General features: G+C 53.8%; 14 protein-coding genes. 4 read left to right on the top strand and 10 right to left on the bottom strand.

The window, feature by feature from the left end; all coding sequences use genetic code 11:
* Positions 1 to 35: 35 nt before the first annotated feature.
* A complete protein-coding gene (gene lptD / locus HV314_RS21055) occupies positions 36 to 2396 on the bottom strand; it encodes an LPS assembly protein LptD (protein WP_181546621.1) in 2361 nt (786 codons plus the stop codon).
* Positions 2397 to 2739: 343 nt separating this feature from the next.
* On the opposite strand from lptD, the gene djlA reads away from it, so the two are divergent.
* Positions 2740 to 3555 carry a co-chaperone DjlA gene (djlA, locus tag HV314_RS21050; RefSeq protein WP_046276044.1) on the top strand — a complete coding sequence of 272 codons (816 nt, stop codon included), beginning with the start codon at positions 2740 to 2742 and terminating at the stop codon, positions 3553 to 3555.
* Positions 3556 to 3650: 95 nt separating this feature from the next.
* Here djlA and rluA read toward each other — a convergent pair whose 3' ends face one another.
* The 3 genes from rluA to polB form a co-directional block, all read right to left on the bottom strand.
* Positions 3651 to 4310: a bifunctional tRNA pseudouridine(32) synthase/23S rRNA pseudouridine(746) synthase RluA gene (gene rluA, locus HV314_RS21045; RefSeq protein ID WP_016151668.1), complete on the bottom strand. Its 660-nt coding sequence runs from the start codon at positions 4308 to 4310 to the stop codon at positions 3651 to 3653.
* A gap of 11 nt (positions 4311 to 4321) precedes the next feature.
* Positions 4322 to 7228, bottom strand: a complete 2907-nt coding sequence (gene rapA / locus HV314_RS21040) for an RNA polymerase-associated protein RapA (protein ID WP_101700374.1) — start codon at positions 7226 to 7228, stop codon at positions 4322 to 4324.
* Between the two features lie 177 nt (positions 7229 to 7405).
* Positions 7406 to 9757 (bottom strand): DNA polymerase II, encoded by a 2352-nt coding sequence (gene polB / locus HV314_RS21035; RefSeq protein ID WP_181546619.1) that lies wholly within the window; start codon positions 9755 to 9757, stop codon positions 7406 to 7408.
* A 600-nt stretch (positions 9758 to 10357) separates the two neighbouring features.
* On the opposite strand from polB, the gene HV314_RS21030 reads away from it, so the two are divergent.
* Entirely contained in the window at positions 10358 to 10741 is a 384-nt protein-coding gene (locus HV314_RS21030; protein WP_016155677.1) for a DUF4751 family protein, read from the top strand.
* A 44-nt stretch (positions 10742 to 10785) separates the two neighbouring features.
* On the opposite strand, the gene araD is transcribed toward HV314_RS21030, so the two are convergent.
* From araD to araB, 3 genes are read right to left on the bottom strand one after another with little or no spacing between them, the layout of a single operon-like run.
* Positions 10786 to 11481, bottom strand: a complete 696-nt coding sequence (araD, locus tag HV314_RS21025; protein ID WP_016151673.1) for an L-ribulose-5-phosphate 4-epimerase — start codon at positions 11479 to 11481, stop codon at positions 10786 to 10788.
* A gap of 57 nt (positions 11482 to 11538) precedes the next feature.
* On the bottom strand, positions 11539 to 13041 hold the full coding sequence (gene araA, locus HV314_RS21020) for an L-arabinose isomerase (protein WP_181546617.1): 1503 nt from the start codon (positions 13039 to 13041) through the stop codon (positions 11539 to 11541).
* Between the two features lie 10 nt (positions 13042 to 13051).
* Entirely contained in the window at positions 13052 to 14761 is a 1710-nt protein-coding gene (araB, locus tag HV314_RS21015) for a ribulokinase (RefSeq protein ID WP_075847948.1), read from the bottom strand.
* A 339-nt stretch (positions 14762 to 15100) separates the two neighbouring features.
* Between araB and araC the strand changes: the two genes are divergently transcribed.
* Both araC and HV314_RS21005 read left to right on the top strand, forming a co-directional pair.
* Positions 15101 to 15946: an arabinose operon transcriptional regulator AraC gene (araC, locus tag HV314_RS21010; protein ID WP_003018834.1), complete on the top strand. Its 846-nt coding sequence runs from the start codon at positions 15101 to 15103 to the stop codon at positions 15944 to 15946.
* 119 nt (positions 15947 to 16065) lie between these two features.
* Positions 16066 to 16833, top strand: a complete 768-nt coding sequence (locus HV314_RS21005) for a DedA family protein (protein ID WP_047358337.1) — start codon at positions 16066 to 16068, stop codon at positions 16831 to 16833.
* Positions 16834 to 16882: 49 nt separating this feature from the next.
* On the opposite strand, the gene thiQ is transcribed toward HV314_RS21005, so the two are convergent.
* The 3 genes from thiQ to thiB are packed head-to-tail and all read right to left on the bottom strand — an operon-like array spanning position 16883 to position 20137.
* Positions 16883 to 17584, bottom strand: a complete 702-nt coding sequence (gene thiQ / locus HV314_RS21000) for a thiamine ABC transporter ATP-binding protein ThiQ (protein WP_016151677.1) — start codon at positions 17582 to 17584, stop codon at positions 16883 to 16885.
* On the bottom strand, positions 17568 to 19178 hold the full coding sequence (gene thiP, locus HV314_RS20995) for a thiamine/thiamine pyrophosphate ABC transporter permease ThiP (protein WP_080859377.1): 1611 nt from the start codon (positions 19176 to 19178) through the stop codon (positions 17568 to 17570). Before thiP ends, thiQ begins: the two co-directional genes overlap by 17 nt.
* The gene (gene thiB / locus HV314_RS20990; RefSeq protein ID WP_181546615.1) at positions 19154 to 20137 is read right to left on the bottom strand and encodes a thiamine ABC transporter substrate binding subunit; all 984 of its coding nucleotides are present in this window, start codon (positions 20135 to 20137) and stop codon (positions 19154 to 19156) included. Before thiB ends, thiP begins: the two co-directional genes overlap by 25 nt.
* Positions 20138 to 20369: the final 232 nt, after the last annotated feature.

Below are 20369 nucleotides of genomic sequence, written 5' to 3'. Positions count from 1 at the left end.
AACCGCAAAGCGGATTACGTTGTAAATCAATCAGATCATAAAGAGCTTTGATACGGTAAAATGTTCGAACGCAACATTTGGTTGGTGCCGAGACCGTAGTTGGAACTCAGGCCGCGTAGTTCGATATTAAAGCCGATCGTGTTGTCATAAATCGCGTGCTGCTGTTTGTCATCCCAGCCGTTCAGCTTACGTTCGTAGCCGAAGCGAATGGCGTAACAGCAGGAGTTGTACTGCAGGCCCAGCATGGAATCTGCTTCTTTGTTCACGTTGGTATCAAAGTAGTAAGCCCCGACAATCGACCAGCGATCGGCGATCGGGAAGCTTGCTACCGCGCCTACCTGTGAAATCCCGTTTTCATATTGTGGTTTAGTCACATCACGGGAAGGCACTGCAGCCTGAATATACTCCGGGCTGGCATAACGGTAGTTCAGCTGCAGCATACGGTTTTCGTCGCGACGATATTCGATGCTGCTGTTGCTGGTTGCGATGCTGTCCAGACGGGTATCGTACTGGATCCCACTGCGTAAACCCCAGCGATCGGAGATGCGCCAGTAGGTGTCACCTGCCCATACCAATGAGCCTGTTTTGTCGTCATTCTCCCATTCGATATGGTCATCGCCGGTGCGAGACTCGGTGAAATAGTAGATTTGACCCACAGAAATATTAAAACGTTCAACGGCAGCGTCATCATAAACGCGAGATGTGACCCCGGTCGTTACCTGGTTGGCAGACGCGATTCGGTCCAGACCGCCATAGGTACGATCACGGAACAGGCCGCTGTAGTCAGATTGCAGCAGGGACGAGTCATAGTTATAGATATGACTTTGGTCGCGATACGGTACATACAGGTACTGCGCACGGGGCTCCAGCGTTTGGGTATAGCCCGGCGCTAACATGTTCATATCGCGCTCGAAGATCATCTTGCCGTCAACTTTAAACTGCGGCATGACGCGGTTGGCTGAATCATCAAGCTTGTTAACGTTACGCGGGTTGCTGTTGTACCAATCAAGGTTAGTCTGCTGATAGTGCGTTGCCAGCAGTTTCGCTTCGGTATTGATACTTCCCCAGTTATTCGACAACGGCAGATTAATTGTTGGTTCAAGGTGAACACGCGTCGCTTCCGGCATATTATCCGTGGTGTTCACAAAATGAACCGCCTGACCATAGATACGGGTATCAAACGGACCGACGTCGTTCTGGTAAAAGTTAACGTCTAACTGCGGTTCGGCGGAATAACTACTTTTGTTCTGGTCATCAAAGACCTGGAACTGCTTGGTCGAAACCGTCGCATCAAAGTTTTGTACCGCATAGCCGACGCTGAATTTTTGCGTGGCGTAGCCGTCAGTACTGGAACCATACTTGTTGTCAAAGTCGTTAAAGTAGCTGGAATCGCTGACCTTGGTGTAGTCGACGTTAAAACGCCACACCTGATCCATTACACCAGCGTGTTGCCAGTAAAACAGCCAGCGGCGTGAATTGTCATCCTTCTGATTTTCATCCTCGTACACTTTATCGGAATTCAGGTAGTCGAACTCCATCAGACCTGCGCCCGCCTGGGTGAGGTAGCGGAATTCGTTCTCCCACATGATACCGCCACGACGGTGCATATAATGCGGCGTGATGGTGGCGTCCATATTGGGCGCAATGTTCCAATAATATGGGAGATAGAACTCAAAATAGTTATTGGTAGAGTATTTTGCGTTCGGGATCAGGAAACCAGAGCGACGCTTATCGCCGACGGGTAACTGTAAATAAGGACTGTAAAAGACCGGAACCGGACCCAGTTTAAAACGGGCGTTCCAGATCTCTGCGACCTGTTCTTCACGGTCGTGAATGACTTCGCTACCGACGACGCTCCAGGTATTGGAACCTGGCAGACAGGAGGTGAAGCTACCGTTTTCCAGAATGGTATAGCGGTTTTCCCCACGCTGCTTCATCAGATCGGCTTTTCCGCGCCCCTGACGACCTACCATCTGATAATCACCTTCCCAGATGTTGGTATCTTTGGTATTCAGATTAGACCAGCCCTTCGGCCCCTTCAGAATAACCTGATTGTCATCATAATGGACATTGCCCAGCGCATCGACGGTACGAACTGGCTCCGGCTGGCCCTCTGCCTGCTTCTGATGAAGCTGCACTTCGTCGGCCTGCAGGCGGCTGTTACCCTGTGCGATGTCCACATTGCCGGTAAACACCGCGTCATCTGGGTAATTCCCTTTCGCGTTGTCGGCAGTGATGGTGACGGGTAATTCATTAGTCTCGCCCTGTACCAGAGGACGGTCATAGCTTGGCACGCCCAGCATACACTGTGAGGCGAGATCGGCTGCCAGACCCTGATGGCTATAGAGGGCGCTGGCAATCATGGTGGCCAGAAGAGTGGGAATACGTTTTTTCATACGTTGTATTTATTGTTCCATCATCAGTAGCGTCGCGCGTGACAAACGGTCACAGCCTAACTTATCTCATCTTCACTTCGCTAGTATTAATCCTGCCCATTTTATCCCGCCACCTTTCAAGCTGCATCTTCGTTCCAGACGAATTGGTCACTGCGTTGCCGCCTTGTTGCAACTCGAAATCCAACGGGTATAGCGTTTGTGGTGTTAGGCACGGCATAGAATGACAGGTATGATAATGCAAATTATAGGCGATGTCCCACAATTGACCGCAGCCGTAAATCGGTAAAAGCACCTTATATTGTGGGACATATCCTGGCTGAGAGCAGAAAGATTTGGGGAGTCTATGCAGTATTGGGGAAAGATAATTGGTGTCGCCGTGGCCTTAATGATGGGCGGCGGCTTCTGGGGTGTGGTTCTGGGCCTGTTAGTTGGTCACATGTTCGACAAAGCCCGCATGCGCAAAATGGCGTGGTTTGCCAACCAGCGTGAACGCCAGGCGCTGTTTTTTGCCACCACTTTTGAGGTGATGGGGCACCTGACCAAATCCAAAGGTCGCGTCACGGAAGCCGATATCCATATCGCCAGTCAATTGATGGATCGAATGAATTTGCACGGTGACTCGCGTACCGCCGCGCAACATGCCTTCCGGGTGGGAAAATCGGACAATTACCCATTACGTGAAAAAATGCGTCAGTTTCGCAGCGTCTGTTTTGGTCGCTTCGATCTGATCCGCATGTTTCTGGAGATTCAGATCCAGGCGGCTTTTGCCGATGGGTCGTTGCATCCGAATGAGCGTGAAGTGCTGTATGTGATTGCTGAAGAGTTGGGGATCTCACGTACCCAGTTTGATCAGTTTCTGCGCATGATGCAGGGCGGCGCCCAGTTTGGCGGCGGATATCAGCAACAGTCCGGTGGCGGTGGCTGGCAGCAGACGCAACGCGGTCCGACGCTGGAAGACGCCTGCAATGTGCTGGGTGTGAAAGCGACCGATGATGCGACCACCATTAAGCGCGCATACCGTAAGCTGATGAGCGAGCACCATCCGGACAAACTGGTGGCGAAAGGCCTGCCGCCAGAAATGATGGAAATGGCGAAGCAAAAAGCGCAGGAAATTCAAAAAGCTTACGAGCTAATTAAAGAACAGAAAGGTTTTAAATAATCGTTATGCCGGGTGGCAGCTAGCGCCTTATCCGGCCTACGTTAATGACTGTAGGCCGGGCAAGCGAAGCCCACCGGCCTAAATGGGACCTGCGTTTAAAAATCTGCCGGAACTTTAAACGTCATACTGTTGCCGTATTCGGGATGCGTGATAGTTAACATCTCTGCGTGCAGCAGCAGGCGCGGCGCTAACGCCAGGGCCTGTGGCGGGGCGTAGAAGCGGTCGCCCAGGATCGGATGCCCTAATGCCAGCATATGCACACGCAACTGGTGGGAGCGTCCGGTAATGGGTTTGAGCACGACCCGGGCGGTGTTATCTTCCGCAAACTCCACCACTTCATACTCGGTCTGCGCCGATTTTCCGGTCTCATAACACACTTTCTGCTTTGGCCGATTCGGCCAGTCGCAAATCAGCGGTAAATCAACCAGCCCCTCGGCCGGAGCGGGATGTCCCCAGACGCGTGCGACATACTGTTTCTTCGGCTCGCGTTCGCGAAACTGGCGCTTTAGCTCGCGCTCTGCCGCTTTAGTTAGCGCCACTACAATCACGCCGCTGGTTGCCATATCCAGACGATGTACGGATTCAGCCTGAGGATAATCGCGCTGAATACGCGTCATCACGCTGTCTTTGTGTTCATCCAGACGACCCGGCACGGACAACAAGCCGCTCGGCTTGTTGACCACCATAATGTGCTCATCCTGATACAGGATAACCAGCCAGGGTTCCTGCGGCGGATTATAGTTTTCCATCCCCATGTCAGGCTCCGTTATTGATGCGTCACGACGATCAGGCGCAGGGCATCCAGACGCCATCCCGCCTGATCCAGGCTTTCCATCACCTGCTGACGATTGCTTTCAATGGCGCTGAGTTCGTCATCACGGATGTTCGGGTTAACGGCACGCAGCGCTTCCAGACGGGAGAGTTCAGCCGTCAGTTTCTCGTCCGCTTCTTTGCGTGCCGCGTCGATCAGCGCGCGGGCCGATTTTTCTACCTGCGCTTCACCGAGTTGCAGAATGGCATGAACATCCTGCTGAACGGCGTTGACCAGTTTACTGCCGGTGTGGCGGTTAACGGCGCTGAGCTGACGGTTAAAGGTTTCGAATTCAACCTGCGCGGCAAGGTTGTTGCCGTTTTTGTCCAGCAGCATGCGTACCGGCGTTGGCGGCAGGAAGCGGTTTAACTGCAGCTGTTTTGGCGCTTGCGCTTCAACGACGTAGACCAGTTCAACCAGCAGAGTACCGACCGGTAATGCTTTGTTTTTCAGCAAAGAAATGGTGCTGCTTCCGGTGTCGCCGGAGAGGATCAGATCCAGACCATTACGGATCAGCGGATGCTCCCAGGTAATAAACTGCGCGTCTTCACGCGACAGGGCAACATCACGCTCAAACGTAATGGTACAGCCATCTTCCGGCAGCCCAGGGAAATCCGGCACCAGCATATGATCGGACGGTGTCAGCACGATCAAATTGTCGCCACGGTCATCCTGATTAATACCAACGATATCAAACAGGTTCATGGCGAAGGCGATCAGGCTGGTATCGTCGTCCTGTTCTTCAATACTCTCAGCCAGCGCCAGCGCTTTTTCGCCGCCGTTAGAGTGGATCTCCAGCAGGCGATCGCGACCTTGCTCCAGCTGTGCTTTCAGCGCGTCATGCTGTTCGCGACAGGTTTTGATCAGATCGTCAAAGCCATCGGTGTTTTCTGGCTCAGCTAGGTAGCCGATCAGATTGTTATATACCGTGTCATAGATGGTACGTCCGGTCGGGCAAGTGTGTTCGAACGCATCCAGACCTTCGTGGTACCAACGCACCAGCACGGATTGCGCGGTTTTTTCCAGGTATGGAACGTGGATCTGGATATCATGCACCTGACCAATACGGTCCAGACGGCCAATACGCTGTTCCAGCAGGTCCGGATTGAACGGCAGATCAAACATCACCAGATGGCTGGCGAACTGGAAGTTACGCCCTTCGGAGCCGATTTCAGAGCACAGCATCACCTGGGCGCCGCTATCTTCTTCGCTAAACCAGGCCGCAGCGCGGTCACGTTCAATGATCGACATCCCTTCATGGAATACGGCGGCGCGGATACCTTCGCGCTCGCGCAGAACCTGCTCCAGCTGAAGCGCAGTGGTGGCTTTCGCGCAGATAACCAGAACTTTTTGCGAGCGGTGGCTGGTCAGGTAGCCCATCAGCCATTCCACGCGCGGGTCAAAGTTCCACCAGGTGCCGGTGTCGCCTTCGAATTCCTGATAAATCTGCTCCGGGTAGAGCATGTCGCGCGCGCGGTCTTCCGCGCTCTTACGCGCGCCCATAATGCCGGAGACTTTAATGGCCGTCTGGTATTGGGTTGGCAACGGCAATTTGATGGTATGCAGCTCGCGTTTAGGAAAGCCTTTCACACCGTTACGGGTATTTCGGAACAGCACGCGGCTGGTGCCGTGGCGGTCCATCAGCATTGAAACCAGCTCCTGACGCGCGCTCTGGGCGTCTTCGCTGTCGCTGTTTGCCGCCTGCAATAACGGCTCAATGTCCTGTTCGCCAATCATGTCACCTAACATGTTCAGCTCATTGTTACTCAGCTTGTTGCCAGCCAGTAACATGGCGACGGCATCGGCGACCGGACGGTAATTTTTCTGTTCTTCAACAAACTGGGCGAAATCGTGGAAGCGGCTTGGATCCAGTAGACGCAGGCGCGCAAAGTGGCTTTCCAGGCCCAGCTGTTCCGGCGTTGCGGTCAGCAGCAGGATGCCTGGTACGCGCTCTGCCAGCTGCTCAACGGCCATATATTCACGGCTGGGCGCGTCTTCGCTCCACACCAGGTGATGGGCTTCATCGACAATCAGCAGATCCCATTCGGCATCACACAGGTGCTCCAGACGCTGTTTACTGCGACGTGCAAAGTCCAGCGAACAGATAACCAACTGTTCGGTTTCAAACGGGTTGTAGGCATCGTGCTGCGCTTCTGCATAACGCTCATCATCAAACAGCGCAAAGCGCAGGTTGAAACGACGCAGCATTTCGACCAGCCACTGGTGCTGTAACGTCTCCGGGACGATGATCAGCACGCGCTCCGCGGCGCCTGACAGCAGCTGTTGATGCAGGATCATCCCTGCTTCAATGGTTTTACCTAAACCCACTTCGTCTGCCAGCAACACGCGAGGGGCATGACGACGGCCGACATCATGGGCAATGTTGAGCTGGTGGGGGATCAGGCTGGTACGTTGACCACGCAAGCCACTCCACGGCATACGGTACTGCTCGCTCTGAAATTTACGTGCGCGATAGCGCAGCGCAAAGCGGTCCATACGATCAATCTGGCCGGCAAACAGGCGATCCTGGGGTTTACTGAAAACCAGTTTGCTGTCGAGCAGCACTTCACGCAGCGTTACACCGGTTTCTTCGGTATCAAGGCGGGTTCCGATATAGGCAAGCAGGCCGTTTTCTTCTTTTACTTCATCGACATGCAGTTGCCAGCCTTCATGGCTCGTTATCGTGTCGCCAGGGTTGAACATCACGCGGGTCACGGGGGAATCACTGCGCGCATACAGACGGTTTTCACCCGTCGATGAGAAAAGTAAAGTGACGGTTCGCGCATCCATGGCGACAACAGTACCAAGTCCCAATTCGCTTTCTGTATCGCTGATCCAGCGTTGACCAAGTGTAAAAGGCATATATGTTCGGCTCTATATCTTTAATTGCAGGCAATACTCGTCATTTTCCGGGCTAGTCCCCGTTATTGAGAGCATACGACCCCGCTACCAGGCTAATAAATCAGTGGTAGGGGTGTTAAATGGGTCCAGGAATGGAAAGGGCGCTATGGTACTGGATGGCGGCGGTTTCGTCACGCGTCAAAATAACCCCAGTTGTCCTGTGAGTAGTGTAGCAAAATTATCGTCAATAAAGGGAAGAATTCCCTCGGCAACCGGCTGGATCTGGCGGGTCAGATAATGCTCGTAATCAAGTGCAGATAGCTGATAATCAACAGGTTCAGGTCCATTTATCGTCCAGACATATTTAATCGTGCCACGATTCTGATACTGCTGCGGACGCCCCAGTTTGACGTTCTGCTCATCGGCGAGCCGCGCGGCGCGAACGTGCGGCGGAACATTCCGCTGGTATTCGCTCAACGGGCGGCGCAGGCGTTTGCGGTACACCAGGTGTTCATCCAGTTCACCCGCCATCAGACGGTCGATAGTCTCGCGAACAAACTCTTGATAAGGCTCGTTACGAAAAATTCGCAGGTACAGCTCCTGCTGAAACTGCTGGGCCAGCGGCGTCCAGTCGGTGCGTACCGTTTCCAGACCTTTAAAGACCATGCGTTGCTCAGCACCTGACTGAATCATTCCGGCGTAGCGTTTTTTGCTGCCGGTATCTGCACCGCGAATGGTCGGCATCAGAAAGCGACAAAAGTGGGTTTCAAATTCCAGCTCCAGCGCGCTGGTCAGGTTTTGCTGCTTCAGCGATTGCGCCCACCAGTTGTTGACATAGCTCACCAGCTCCCGACCAATTCGGGCCGCATCGTCTTCCGAGTGCGCCTTTTTAAGCCAGACAAAGGTGGAGTCGGTGTCGCCATAGATGACGTCGTAACCCTGAGCCTCAATCAGCGCTTTGGTCTGACGCATGATCGCGTGACCGCGCATGGTGATAGACGAAGCCAGCCTCGGGTCGAAAAAGCGGCAGGCGGTGGTGCCAAGCACGCCGTAAAACGCGTTCATGATGATTTTCAGCGCCGGTGAAAGCGGCTTATTGCCGCGGCGTTTGGCTTCATCGCGCCCATGCCAGATCTGGGTAACAATTTCCGGCAGACAGTGCTTTTCGCGTGAGAACCAGGCGTCAAGGAACCCCTCGGTACTGTGTTCCCGATCCGGCTGTGCCATCCCTTCGATAAGTCCCACTGGATCGATCAAAAAAGTACGAATAATTGACGGGTACAGGCTTTTGTAATCCAGCACCAGCACGGAGTCGTACAAACCTGGGCGCGAGTCCATCACGTAGCCACCGGGGCTGGCGTGCGCGGGAACTTCCCCCAGATTCGGTGCCACATAGCCCGCCCGGTGCATTCGCGGTAGGTAGAGATGGCCGAAGGCGGCAACGGAACCGCCATGCCGGTCGACCGGCAGGCCGTTTACCGTCGATCGTTCCAGCAAAAATGGCATGATCTCGGTTTTATGAAAAATACGCGTGACCAGCTCACAGTCTTTGAGATTGTAGGTGGCGAGTGCGGGCTTATCCTGGGCAAACCGGCGATCTATTTCGTCCATCCTGTCCCAGGGATTATCTATCGACTTCCCTTCGCCCAGCAGCTCCTGTGACACCGTTTCCAGTGAAAAGGATGAGAAATTCCAGAATGCGGATTTAAGCGCCTCAATGCCGTCGATAATCAGGCGACCTTTAGCCTGCGCGAAGAATACGCCGTTTTTGAAGCCATGTTCGCGCCACTCCAGCTCGCTATTGTCACGGCCAAAACGCAGGGGAATGTGGTAACGTTCGGCATGCTTTTGCAGGATGCGTAAATCGAATTGCACGACGTTCCAGCCGATTACCACATCAGGATCGTGACGGGCAATCCAGTCGTTGAGCTTTTCCAGTAACTGCGGGCGGCTTGCGACATATTCAAGTTCAAAATCCAGCGCTGAGGCATCGCCGTTTGCCGGGCCGAGCATGTAGACAATACGCTGCCCACAGCCTTCAAGGCCGATACAGTAGAGTTCGCCGTGGCGCGTGGTTTCGATATCCAGCGAGACCCATTTCAGCGGCGGTCGATAGTCAGGGTTCGGCTTCAACCGGGCATTAACCAGCGTACCGTTGTGTCTGTCGCCTTCAACCCAAACAGGTGAGGTGATAAAACGCTCCATCAGATACCGTTCCGGCGGACGCACGTCGGCCTCGTAGACGGTAATTGCGTTTTCACGCAGCAGCTTTTCCAGCCGCATGAGCTGGCGATGTGAGCGGCAATACAGGCCGGAAACGGGCTGGCGGTGGAAGTCTTGCAATTGCAGCGGCGTCAGACGATAGCCGTTTTCATTGCGTAATAATGACGCTACGCGAGGAACCTGACTGACAGGAATAAACGCGACCGACTCCTGAGGCGCGAGCGTGACCTGTAGCGGCCCGTCGTCTGTAGCCAGCCAGAATGTGACCTCAGTTCCCTGCGGAGTGTCCCGCCAGTGCCGGGTTAAAATAAAGCCTGCCTGCGCCACGCTGCGTACCCATTAAAAAACCAGGCATTATTATAGCCTGGTTTACACGATTGTACTGTTATTTTGTACAGTTAAAAATGAGAACTGTAGGAAGTTATTGTGACAGTAACAGTAAAATGCCCTCCGCAGTAAAAGTGTTACAGGATAGGGTTTGGTATTTAATAAATGAATGCCTTAATTGAAAACTCTTCCTTGAATTATTTTATTGGCCTGTCATGGCTATTTTTATTTATTATTGTTTTGTAATTATGTTTGTTTCATTAATTGGAAGTCCGTTTCAGGATTTTTATGTCATTTTCGGAATCGTGCTCGTACGGTTTTGTTACTCATCCCTCGGTTCAGGAAAAATGGTTCTTTTTTTTATTTGTTTTTATTCATGGTTAGTGTAACTATTTTAATCAAACACTCGGGTTACCAGATTGAAAATAATATATTTTTATGGCTTGCTATTGTCTGGATAAAAACGGATTTTCGGTTCGATTTCGTCGGGAATATCTCTCTGTATAATTTGATTTTTATCGCTGAATATAATTTTATTCATCTGATAGCTCGGGTGTTTTATATCAATAGCTTGGGTGCGTAGTGTTATGGAGGCCTATTATGGATATTTATACTCAGGCGTTACAGGTAGGATATGATCACTATTTATTTGTTAATACTCAGTTATCTAACCCTACAATTAAATCAGTAAGTCAATATATTGAGTATAGAACGTGGTCAGGTCAAATTTGGCGTACTGAGGTTATTGAACGTGGGAATGCTTTCTTTCACTGGCAAGGGCATGACAGAATAAATGGTCATCGTGATACGGTGATTAATTATCTGTTGAATGGACAGCGCTGGCAGTCAACGATTACAGATTACATTTTCTTTCATTCACTGGATGGTGAAGAGGCGCAGGGACATTATGACAACGTGATTAAATACGTTTGTGCTAATAACTGTGTGTATCGAAGTGCGTTTGCGGAATATATAAAGGAATAACCAGAGAGCGCGCCACCGAGATTTCGGGCGCGCTCAGATTGTTTTCACTGGCCGTAGTAGGCTTTTGCGCCGTGTTTACGCAGGTAGTGTTTATCTAACAGGGTTTGCTGCATATCCGGCAATTGCGGCGCGAGCTGGCGACAGAAGATCCCCATGTAGGCGACTTCTTCCAGCACGATGGCGTTGTGTACCGCATCTTCGGCGTTTTTTCCCCACGCAAACGGACCGTGAGAGTGCACCAGCACGCCAGGCATCTGCGAAGCGTCAATACCTTGTTTCTCAAAGGTTTCAACGATCACATTACCGGTTTCCCACTCATATTCGCCGTTGATTTCTTCCTCGGTCATTTTCCGTGTGCAGGGAATCGATCCGTAGAAATAGTCCGCATGAGTGGTACCCGTGGCTGGAATTGACTGGCCCGCCTGCGCCCAGATGGTTGCATGACGCGAATGGGTATGAACAATGCCGCCAATGGTCGGGAATGCCTGATACAGCAGACGGTGCGTTGGGGTATCGGAGGAGGGTTTCTTCGTACCTTCTACAACCTCACCGGTGGCGATACTGACTACGACCATATCTTCTGCGGTCATAACGCTGTAATCGACCCCGGATGGTTTAATCACAAACACGCCGCGCTCGCGATCGACGGCACTCACGTTCCCCCAGGTCAAGGTGACCAGGTGGTGCTTAGGCAACGCCAGATTGGCTTCCAGCACCTGACGTTTGAGATCTTCTAACATGTTGATTCCTCTGTGCCGGATGGCGGGCAAACGCAGAGCCATCCGGCAGCAACATAATTAACGTTTAAAACCGTAATAGACGTCGTTCCAGCGCAGCGCGTCCTTAAAGGCCGGCAGGCGGGTATCGTTGTCGATCACGGCGATCTCGATATCGTGCATTTCAGCAAACTGGCGCATATCGTTCAGATCCAGCGCGTGGCTGAAGACGGTGTGGTGCGCGCCACCGGCCAGGATCCAGGCTTCAGATGCGGTCGGCAGATCAGGCTGGGCTTTCCACAATGCGTTAGCCACCGGCAGTTTCGGCAGGGAGTGCGGTGTTTGAACTGTGTCGATGCAGTTAACCAGCAGGCGATAGCGATCGCCAAGATCGATCAGGCTGGCAACGACTGCCGGGCCAGTTTTGGTGTTGAAGATCAGACGAGCGGGATCGTCTTTACCACCAATGCCGAGATGCTGAACATCGAGGATCGGTTTATCTTCCACCGCGATGGACGGGCACACTTCCAGCATGTGCGAGCCGAGCACCAGATCGTTGCCTTTCTCGAAGTGGTAGGTGTAATCCTCCATAAATGAGGTGCCGCCCTGCAGACCGGTTGACATCACCTTCATGATGCGAAGCAGAGCGGCGGTTTTCCAGTCGCCTTCGCCCGCAAAGCCGTAGCCTTGCTGCATCAGACGCTGTACGGCCAGACCCGGGAGCTGTTTCAGGCCGTGTAAATCTTCAAATGTCGTGGTAAAGGCGTGGAATCCGCCTTGTTCCAGGAAGCGCTTCATCCCCAGTTCAATACGGGCCGCTTCCAGTACGTTCTGACGTTTCTCACCGTGGACTTGCGTTGCCGCCGTCATGGTGTAGGTGCTTTCATACTCATCGATTAGCGCGTTGATTTCGCCGTCGTTAATGGAGTTCACTACCTGCACCAGATCGCCTACGGCCCAGGTATTTACCGAGAAGCCGAATTTGATCTGCGCAGCGACTTTATCGCCATCGGTGACCGCGACTTCACGCATGTTGTCGCCAAAACGGCAGACTTTCAGATGGCGGGTATCCTGTTTGGACACGGCCTGGCGCATCCAGGAGCCGATGCGTTCGTGCGCTTGTTTGTCCTGCCAGTGACCGGTGACCACGGCGTGCTGCTGACGCATACGTGCGCCGATGAAGCCGAACTCACGGCCGCCGTGCGCGGTCTGGTTCAGGTTCATAAAGTCCATATCAATGCTGTCCCACGGCAGGGCGGCGTTGAACTGGGTATGGAATTGCATCAGCGGCTTGTTGAGGATTGTCAGACCGTTAATCCACATTTTGGCCGGAGAGAAAGTGTGCAGCCAGACCACCAGACCTGCGCAGCGATCGTCGTAGTTAGCGTCACGACAAATAGCGGTAATCTCGTCAGGTGAAGTACCCAGCGGTTTTAAAACCAGTTTGCAGGGCAGTTTAGCTTCAGTATTCAGCGCGTTAACGACGTGCTCGGCATGTTGGGTTACCTGACGCAGGGTTTCAGGGCCATACAGATGCTGGCTACCAATCACAAACCACACTTCATAGTTATCAAAAATCGTCATTGTCGTGTCCTTAATGTGTCAGGGTTGCCTGGTCTACCGGGGTTTGTTGCGCCGGAGCGGCAGTCGGAAGGTATTGTTGTTCAGCGCTTATCGCCCACTGCTGGTAGCGGCGGTAAAGCTGTTCAAAACGTTGAGCCTGCTCTGGTCGAGGTTGCAGCGTGTTTTCCACGGCGCTTGCCATCTGTTGCTGAGCGGCTGGGATATCGGTGTGTACTTTCGCGGCAACGGCGGCAAAGATAGCCGCACCGAGTGCGCAGCACTGGTCTGAAGCGACAATCTGTAGCGGACGGTTGAGCACGTCACAACAGGCTTGCATGATGACCGGATTTTTACGGGCGATGCCGCCTAGCGCCATTACGTTGTTAACCGCAATGCCTTGTTCGGTGAAGCATTCCATGATGGCGCGTGCACCAAAGGCGGTGGCGGCAATCAGACCGCCGAACAGCGCTGGCGCGTCGGTTGCCAGATTCAGATCGGTAATCACTCCTTTCAAACGCTGGTTGGCATTGGGCGTACGGCGACCGTTGAACCAGTCGAGCACCACCGGCAGGTGATCCAGCGACGGATTTCTCGCCCAGGCTTCGGTTAGCGCTGGTAGCAGCTGTTTTTGGCTGGCTTTAATCTGGGTCTTCAGCTCCGGGTGCTGCGTGGCAAGCTGCTCCAGCGGCCAGCTCAGCACACGGCTAAACCAGGCATAGATATCGCCGAACGCGGACTGGCCTGCCTCGAGGCCAATAAAATGCGGCACCACGCTGCCATCAACCTGGCCGCAAATGCCTTTCACCGCGCGCTCGCCGACGCTGTGTTTGTCAGCAATCAGAATGTCGCAGGTCGACGTGCCAATGACTTTCACCAGCGTATTGGGCTGTGCGCCCGCGCCGACCGCGCCCATATGGCAGTCAAAAGCGCCGCCTGCAATCACCACGCTTTCCGGTAGTCCCAGACGCTGCGCCCACTCGGCGCACAGGGTGCCAACCGGCAGGTCGGCTGTGAAGGTATCGGTAAACATCGGGTATTGCAGATGGCGGTTGAGGATGGGGTCGAGTTCGTCAAAGAAACTGGCTGGCGGTAGACCACCCCAGCTTTCATGCCACAGGGATTTATGCCCGGCGCTGCAGCGACCGCGACGAATATCCTGTGGACGTACGGTATTAGAGAGCAGGGCCGGAACCCAGTCGCACAGTTCAATCCACGAAACCGCAGCCTCGGCAACCGCGTGGTCCTGACGGGTCACATGCAGGATTTTGGCCCAGAACCATTCGCTGGAATAAATACCGCCGATATAGCGGGAGTAATCGATCTTGCCCGGTGTGTGGCACAGACGGGTAATTTCTTCAGCTTCTTCTACTGAGGTGTGATCTTTCCACAGGACAAACATTGCATTTGGGTTTTCAGCGAACTCCGGACGCAACGCCAGTACATTGCCGTCGGCATCGATGGGGGCCGGGGTTGAACCGGTGCTGTCAACGCCAATCCCGACCACTTCCGCACGCTGTTTAACGCTCAGTTCGGCCAGCACGGTTTTCAGCGCCGCTTCCATTGATTCAATGTAGTCGCGTGGATGATGGCGAAACTGGTTGTTTGGGCCATCGCAATACTGTCCTTCCTGCCAACGTGGGTACCACTCTACGCTGGTGGCGATTTCTTCACCGGTGGCACATTCCACTGCCAAAGCGCGTACTGAATCACTGCCAAAATCGAGGCCAATTGCAATCGCCATCGTCTTACTCCATCCAAAAATACGGGTATGGATAAACAGTAGTTAGTAGGGATAAAAACCGTCAGGCAGGATTCGCTAATCTTATGGACTAAAATGCTGTGGCATCACAAAGTGTGACGCCGTGCAAATAATCAATGTGGACATTTCTGCCGTAGTTATAGACACTTTTGTTAGCCGATTTTAACGTTGGCGCAGTACATGTTTTTTACAAAGTGCTTTTCACAAGCGGGGTTGATGGTCCATTACCGCAAACACAGCGGCCCGCAGGGGCGACGGCAATGATGTCTGGCGTAATATGGACAAATTGTTTCTTAGCAGAACATAGGGAGTATTGAAATTATGGCTGAAACGCAAAACGATCCCCTGCTGCCAGGCTATTCGTTTAACGCGCATTTGGTGGCCGGATTAACCCCCATCGAGGCGAACGGATACCTGGATTTTTTTATCGACAGGCCGCTGGGTATGAAGGGCTATATCCTCAATCTCACTATCCGTGGCGAAGGGGTTATCAATAATCAGGGCAAACAATTTGTCTGCCGGCCTGGCGATATTTTGCTGTTTCCGCCCGGAGAAATTCACCACTACGGACGCCATCCTGATGCCAGCGAGTGGTATCACCAGTGGGTTTACTTTCGCCCACGCGCCTACTGGCAGGAGTGGCTGACCTGGCCGGCCATTTTTGCCCAGACTGGATTCTTTCGCCCGGATGAAGCACATCAGCCGCATTTTAACGAACTGTTTGGGCAGATAATCAACGCCGGGCAGGGAGAAGGTCGCTATTCCGAACTGCTGGCGATTAATTTACTGGAGCAGTTATTGCTCCGACGTATGGAAGCCATTAATGAATCGCTGCATCCCCCCATGGACAACCGCGTGCGCGACGCCTGCCAGTACATCAGCGATCACCTGGCGGACAGTAATTTTGATATTGCCAGCGTCGCACAGCACGTCTGCCTGTCGCCTTCCCGTTTGTCGCATCTGTTCCGTCAGCAGTTGGGTATCAGCGTATTAAGCTGGCGCGAGGATCAGCGTATCAGCCAGGCCAAGCTATTGCTGAGTACCACTCGTATGCCCATTGCTACGGTGGGGCGCAATGTTGGCTTTGACGATCAGCTCTATTTTTCTCGCGTTTTCAAAAAATGTACTGGCGCCAGTCCGAGCGAGTTTCGCGCTGGATGTGAATAAAAAGTGAATGATGTGTCCTGAAAGTTGTCATAACTCGCAATCTATTCAGACAATTGATGGCTTGACGAAGTTGAGACGGGTTATCAAAATCCCTGCTTCGTAAATCTGACGGACACATTATGCAAGCATTGCTGGAACACTTTATTCTTCAGTCCGCCCTGTACTCCCTGATCGCCGTACTGCTGGTGGCCTTTCTGGAGTCACTGGCGCTGGTTGGTCTGATTCTGCCCGGTACCGTGATGATGGCGGGGCTGGGGGCGCTGATTGGCAGTGGCGAACTGAACTTCTGGCATGCCTGGCTTGCGGGCATCATGGGTTGCCTGTTGGGGGACTGGATCTCTTTCTGGTTGGGCTGGCGCTTTAAAAAGCCGCTGCACCGTTGGTCGTTCATGAAAAAGAACAAGGCGTTGCTGGATAAAACCGAGCACGCGCTGCATCAGCACAGCATGTTTACCATTCTGGTGGGGCGTTTTGTGGGACCGACGCGTCCGCTGGTGCCAATGGTGGCGGGCATGCTGGATCTGCCTGTCGCTAAATTTATCGTCCCGAATATTATTGGCTGCGTGCTGTGGCCGCCGTTCTACTTCCTGCCGGGGATCCTGGCGGGGGCGGCAATTGATATTCCTTCTGAGATGCAGAGCGGGGATTTTAAATGGTTGCTGCTGGCGACGGCGCTGTTGCTATGGGTAGGGGGCTGGTTTTGCTGGCGACTGTGGCGTAGCGGCAAAGCGGCAGTCGATCGCTTAACCGCGTATTTCCCCCGCAGCCGTTTACTGTATCTGGCGCCGTTGACGCTTGGGATCGGCGTGGTCGCGCTGGTGGCGTTACTGCGCCATCCGCTGATGCCGGTGTATATTGATATTCTGCGTAAAGTCGTGGGTTTCTGACGATTCTTTTGCCGGATGGCGCTGACGCTTATCCGGCCTGGGAAATCAATCACTCGGCTTTGATGCCCAAGAGCGTCGAGGCGCTGGCCTGACCGCTTAATAACTCATCCGTTTTGCCCTGCCAGGCGATGCGCCCGTCGGCGACCACAATCGAACGGGACGCAATTCGCGCCGCATCTTCTACACTGTGGGACACCATCAGTAAGGTAAGCTGTTTATCGCGACAGACTTCAGCAACCAGCGTTAACATCTCCTGGCGCAGGGCGGGATCGAGCGCAGAGAACGGTTCATCAAGCAGCAAAATGGGTTGTTCCCGCACCAGGCAACGCGCCAGCGCTACGCGCTGTCGCTGACCGCCGGAAAGCTCACCGGGGAGGCGCTCCAGCAGTGAGTCAATCCCCATTTGCTGGGCGATGTGATGCATTTTCTCCCGCTGCGATGCGTTCAGCTTCAATCCCGGGTTAAGGCCCAGGCCGATGTTTTGCTGCACGCTCAGGTGGCTGAACAGGTTATTTTCCTGAAACAGCATCGAAACGGGGCGACGTGATGGAGGCGTGGCGGTGTGATCTTCACCTTCAATCAACATGGTACCGCTGGCAGGCGTGAGAAAGCCGGCGATCAGATTCAGCAGCGTACTTTTCCCGGCGCCGCTGGGCCCGAGGATCGCGACCTGCTCACCGCGTGCGATCGACAGCGTAAAGCGCATCGGCAAATGGTGATAAAGCCATGTGATATCAATCAGTTTTAACATTTCGACCCGGCAATTTCTCAATAACAGTAAACAGCGTAAAGCACAGGATCAGCAGCAATAACGCCGTAACTGCGCCATCCTGACTGCGATAAGAGCCAATCTGCTGATATAAATAAAACGGCAGGGTGCGGAAATCCTCATTACCAAATAGCGCAACCACGCCAAAATCGCCAATCGACAGCACGCAGGCAAAAGCCATCGCCTGCGCCAGCGGGCGCTTCAGGGCGCGCAGTTCAACCACTTTCAGGCGCGACCATCCCTCAATTCCCAACGACTGGCACAACATACTGTAGCGGGTGGTGACGTCCCGCATTGGGTTTTCCAGCACCTTCAGCGCGTAAGGGATCGCCATCAGCGCATTGGTAAAAATGACAATGCCGTCGGCTGATTCGGGGAGTCCAATGGTGTTATTGAGCAGCAGAAAGAAGCCGGTTGCCAGCACGATGCCCGGCATGGCGAGGATCATCATGCCGCTAAGTTCCAGCATCTGACCCGCCAGCACCTGCTGTCGGGCACGCAGTTCACGACTGCTCCATAACAGCATCATGGTGAGAACTACGCACAACGCACCTGCCGCCAGCGCAATGCGCAGCGAGGTTCCCAGTGCGTGCCACAGTACAGGTTGCTTAAGAACATCCAGCATATGGCGGTTAATACCATCGACAATTACCGCCAGCAGCGGCGGCAGCAGTAGCAGCAGGGCCAGAATAATCAGCAGTGCGTCTGCCAGGCGGCTGTGCAGATGATCGTCGGGATCGCGCCAGCCCTGAACCAACGTGGTACCGGGGGCGATGGCGCGGCTCAGACGTTGGCTGAAGAGCACCAGCGCTAAACAACAAACCATCTGGATCAACGCCAGCATGGCGGCGCGGGCGGGATCGTAATCAAAGTTCAGCGCCTGATAAATCGCCAGCTCGATGGTTGTGGCCTGCGGTCCACCGCCCAGTGACAAAACAGTGGCGAAGCTGGCGAAACAGAGCATAAAGATGAGCGCCGCGACGGGAAGAATTTGCCGACGCAGCCACGGCCATTCAACAAAGCGGAAGAAATGCCAGCCGCGCAGACCCAACTGAGCGGCTAACTGTCGCTGTTCGCCGGGAATATTCTCCAGCGACTGCAACAGCAGACGACTGGCCATCGGCAGATTGAAAAAGACGTGCGCCAGCAGAATGCCCTGCAGACCGTACGGCGAAAACGTCCATTCCAGCCCGAATGTATGCCAGATCGAGGCCAGCCAGCCCTGACGACCGTACACGCTAAGAATACCGAAGACCGCGACCAGCACTGGCAGGATTAACGTCATCGCGCACAGGCGCAGCAGCGCCAGTCGTCCTGGAAAACGGCGGCGATAGAGCGCTCTGGCAAGGAAAATCGCCGGGATGACCGACAACACTGCGGATAAAAAAGCCTGCCAGAAAGAAAAGCGCACCACGTGCCACAGGTAGTCGTCTTGCCACAGTGAGAGCCACTCCCCCCGTGGGGCGTTAAACCACAGCGCCAGAAACGCGGCCAGGGCAACGGCCACCATCAGCGTGGCGGCGGTAAGCCCTGGAACCAGCCAGCCGGAAATTAACGGCTGACGGCGCGTTGCCATTCGCTAATCCATGCCTGGCGTTGAGCCGCAACCTGCTGCGGCGTAAATTCCAGCGCGGTGGCTGGCTTATTCAGTTGCTCGAATCCAGACGGCAGGGCGACCTGGGTTACCGGATACATCCAGTTACCGGTCGGAATCGCGTTCTGGAAGGCCGGAGACACCATAAACTTGAGGAATTTCTCGGCCAGTTCCGGCTGTTTGCTGGCCGCAGTACGGGCGGCGACTTCTACCTGCAAATAGTGGCCTTCGCTAAAGTTGGCTGCGACGTAGTTGTCTTTTTTCTCGGCGATGATGTGATAGGCCGGAGAGGTGGTGTAGCTGAGTACCAGGTCGCTTTCGCCTTTCAGGAACAGGCCGTAGGCTTCACTCCAGCCCTTGGTGACCGTGACGGTTTTTGCCGAAAGCGCGCGCCAGGCCTCCGGCGCCTTATCGCCATAGACTTTTTGCATCCATAGCAGCAGGCCCAGCCCCGGCGTGCTGGTACGCGGGTCCTGATAAATGACGCGCCATTTTTGATCGCTCTCTACCAGTTCTTTCAGGCTTTTGGGCGGATTCTTCAGCTTGTTCTTATCATAAACGAAGGCGAAATAGCCGTAATCAAACGGAACGAAGGTATCGTTTTTCCAGCCGCCGGGCACGTTTACGGCTTCACTTGCTACACCGCTTTTGGCAAACAGTTTAGTTTGGGTGGCGGCTTCCAGAAGGTTGTTATCGAGGCCCAGTACGACGTCAGCTTTACTGTTTTTTCCTTCCATGCGCAGGCGGTTAAGCAGCGAGACACCATCTTCCAGCGCGACCAGTTTCAGTTCACAGTTGCAGTCAGCTTCAAAGGTTTTTTTTATTGTCGGGCCCGGGCCCCAGTCAGCTGCGAACGAGTCGTAGGTATAAACGGTCAGTACAGGTTTGGCGAAAGCAGGCGCTGCGCACAGCAGTAAAAGCGGAAGACATTTTTTAAACACTTTGCACCTCATAAAGTTGGGTGGCAAAGGACTTGAGTTGCAGCCTCAAATCCCTTCGCCGGCATTATCCGGATCAGGTTCGACGGGTATCTCTCAGCCCATACACTTCATCATTCACGCTGCCTCTGTGTTGGCTGCGTTACTCGGCCCATCTCCGGGCCTCGCCCCTTCGGGGCCGCTGCAAGCAGCGTTCAAATCTGCTCCCGGCAGATTTGTCGCTCACCCCAGTCAC

Source organism: Citrobacter sp. RHBSTW-00887 (assembly GCF_013728095.1).
Lineage (GTDB): Bacteria > Pseudomonadota > Gammaproteobacteria > Enterobacterales > Enterobacteriaceae > Citrobacter > Citrobacter braakii.
Note: the sequence above shows the minus strand (reverse complement) of the source record. Positions and strands in the feature narration are given on the sequence as shown.

Coding starts and splice junctions, on each gene's coding strand:
- araD (WP_016151673.1), bottom strand. CDS start 11,481: ATGTTAGAAGATCTCAAACGTCAGGTGCTGGAAGCCAATCTGGCGTTG.
- djlA (WP_046276044.1), top strand. CDS start 2,740: ATGCAGTATTGGGGAAAGATAATTGGTGTCGCCGTGGCCTTAATGATG.
- araA (WP_181546617.1), bottom strand. CDS start 13,041: ATGACGATTTTTGATAACTATGAAGTGTGGTTTGTGATTGGTAGCCAG.
- lptD (WP_181546621.1), bottom strand. CDS start 2,396: ATGAAAAAACGTATTCCCACTCTTCTGGCCACCATGATTGCCAGCGCC.
- araB (WP_075847948.1), bottom strand. CDS start 14,761: ATGGCGATTGCAATTGGCCTCGATTTTGGCAGTGATTCAGTACGCGCT.
- HV314_RS21005 (WP_047358337.1), top strand. CDS start 16,066: ATGCAAGCATTGCTGGAACACTTTATTCTTCAGTCCGCCCTGTACTCC.
- rluA (WP_016151668.1), bottom strand. CDS start 4,310: ATGGGGATGGAAAACTATAATCCGCCGCAGGAACCCTGGCTGGTTATC.
- HV314_RS21030 (WP_016155677.1), top strand. CDS start 10,358: ATGGATATTTATACTCAGGCGTTACAGGTAGGATATGATCACTATTTA.
- rapA (WP_101700374.1), bottom strand. CDS start 7,228: ATGCCTTTTACACTTGGTCAACGCTGGATCAGCGATACAGAAAGCGAA.
- thiP (WP_080859377.1), bottom strand. CDS start 19,178: ATGGCAACGCGCCGTCAGCCGTTAATTTCCGGCTGGCTGGTTCCAGGG.
- thiQ (WP_016151677.1), bottom strand. CDS start 17,584: ATGTTAAAACTGATTGATATCACATGGCTTTATCACCATTTGCCGATG.
- araC (WP_003018834.1), top strand. CDS start 15,101: ATGGCTGAAACGCAAAACGATCCCCTGCTGCCAGGCTATTCGTTTAAC.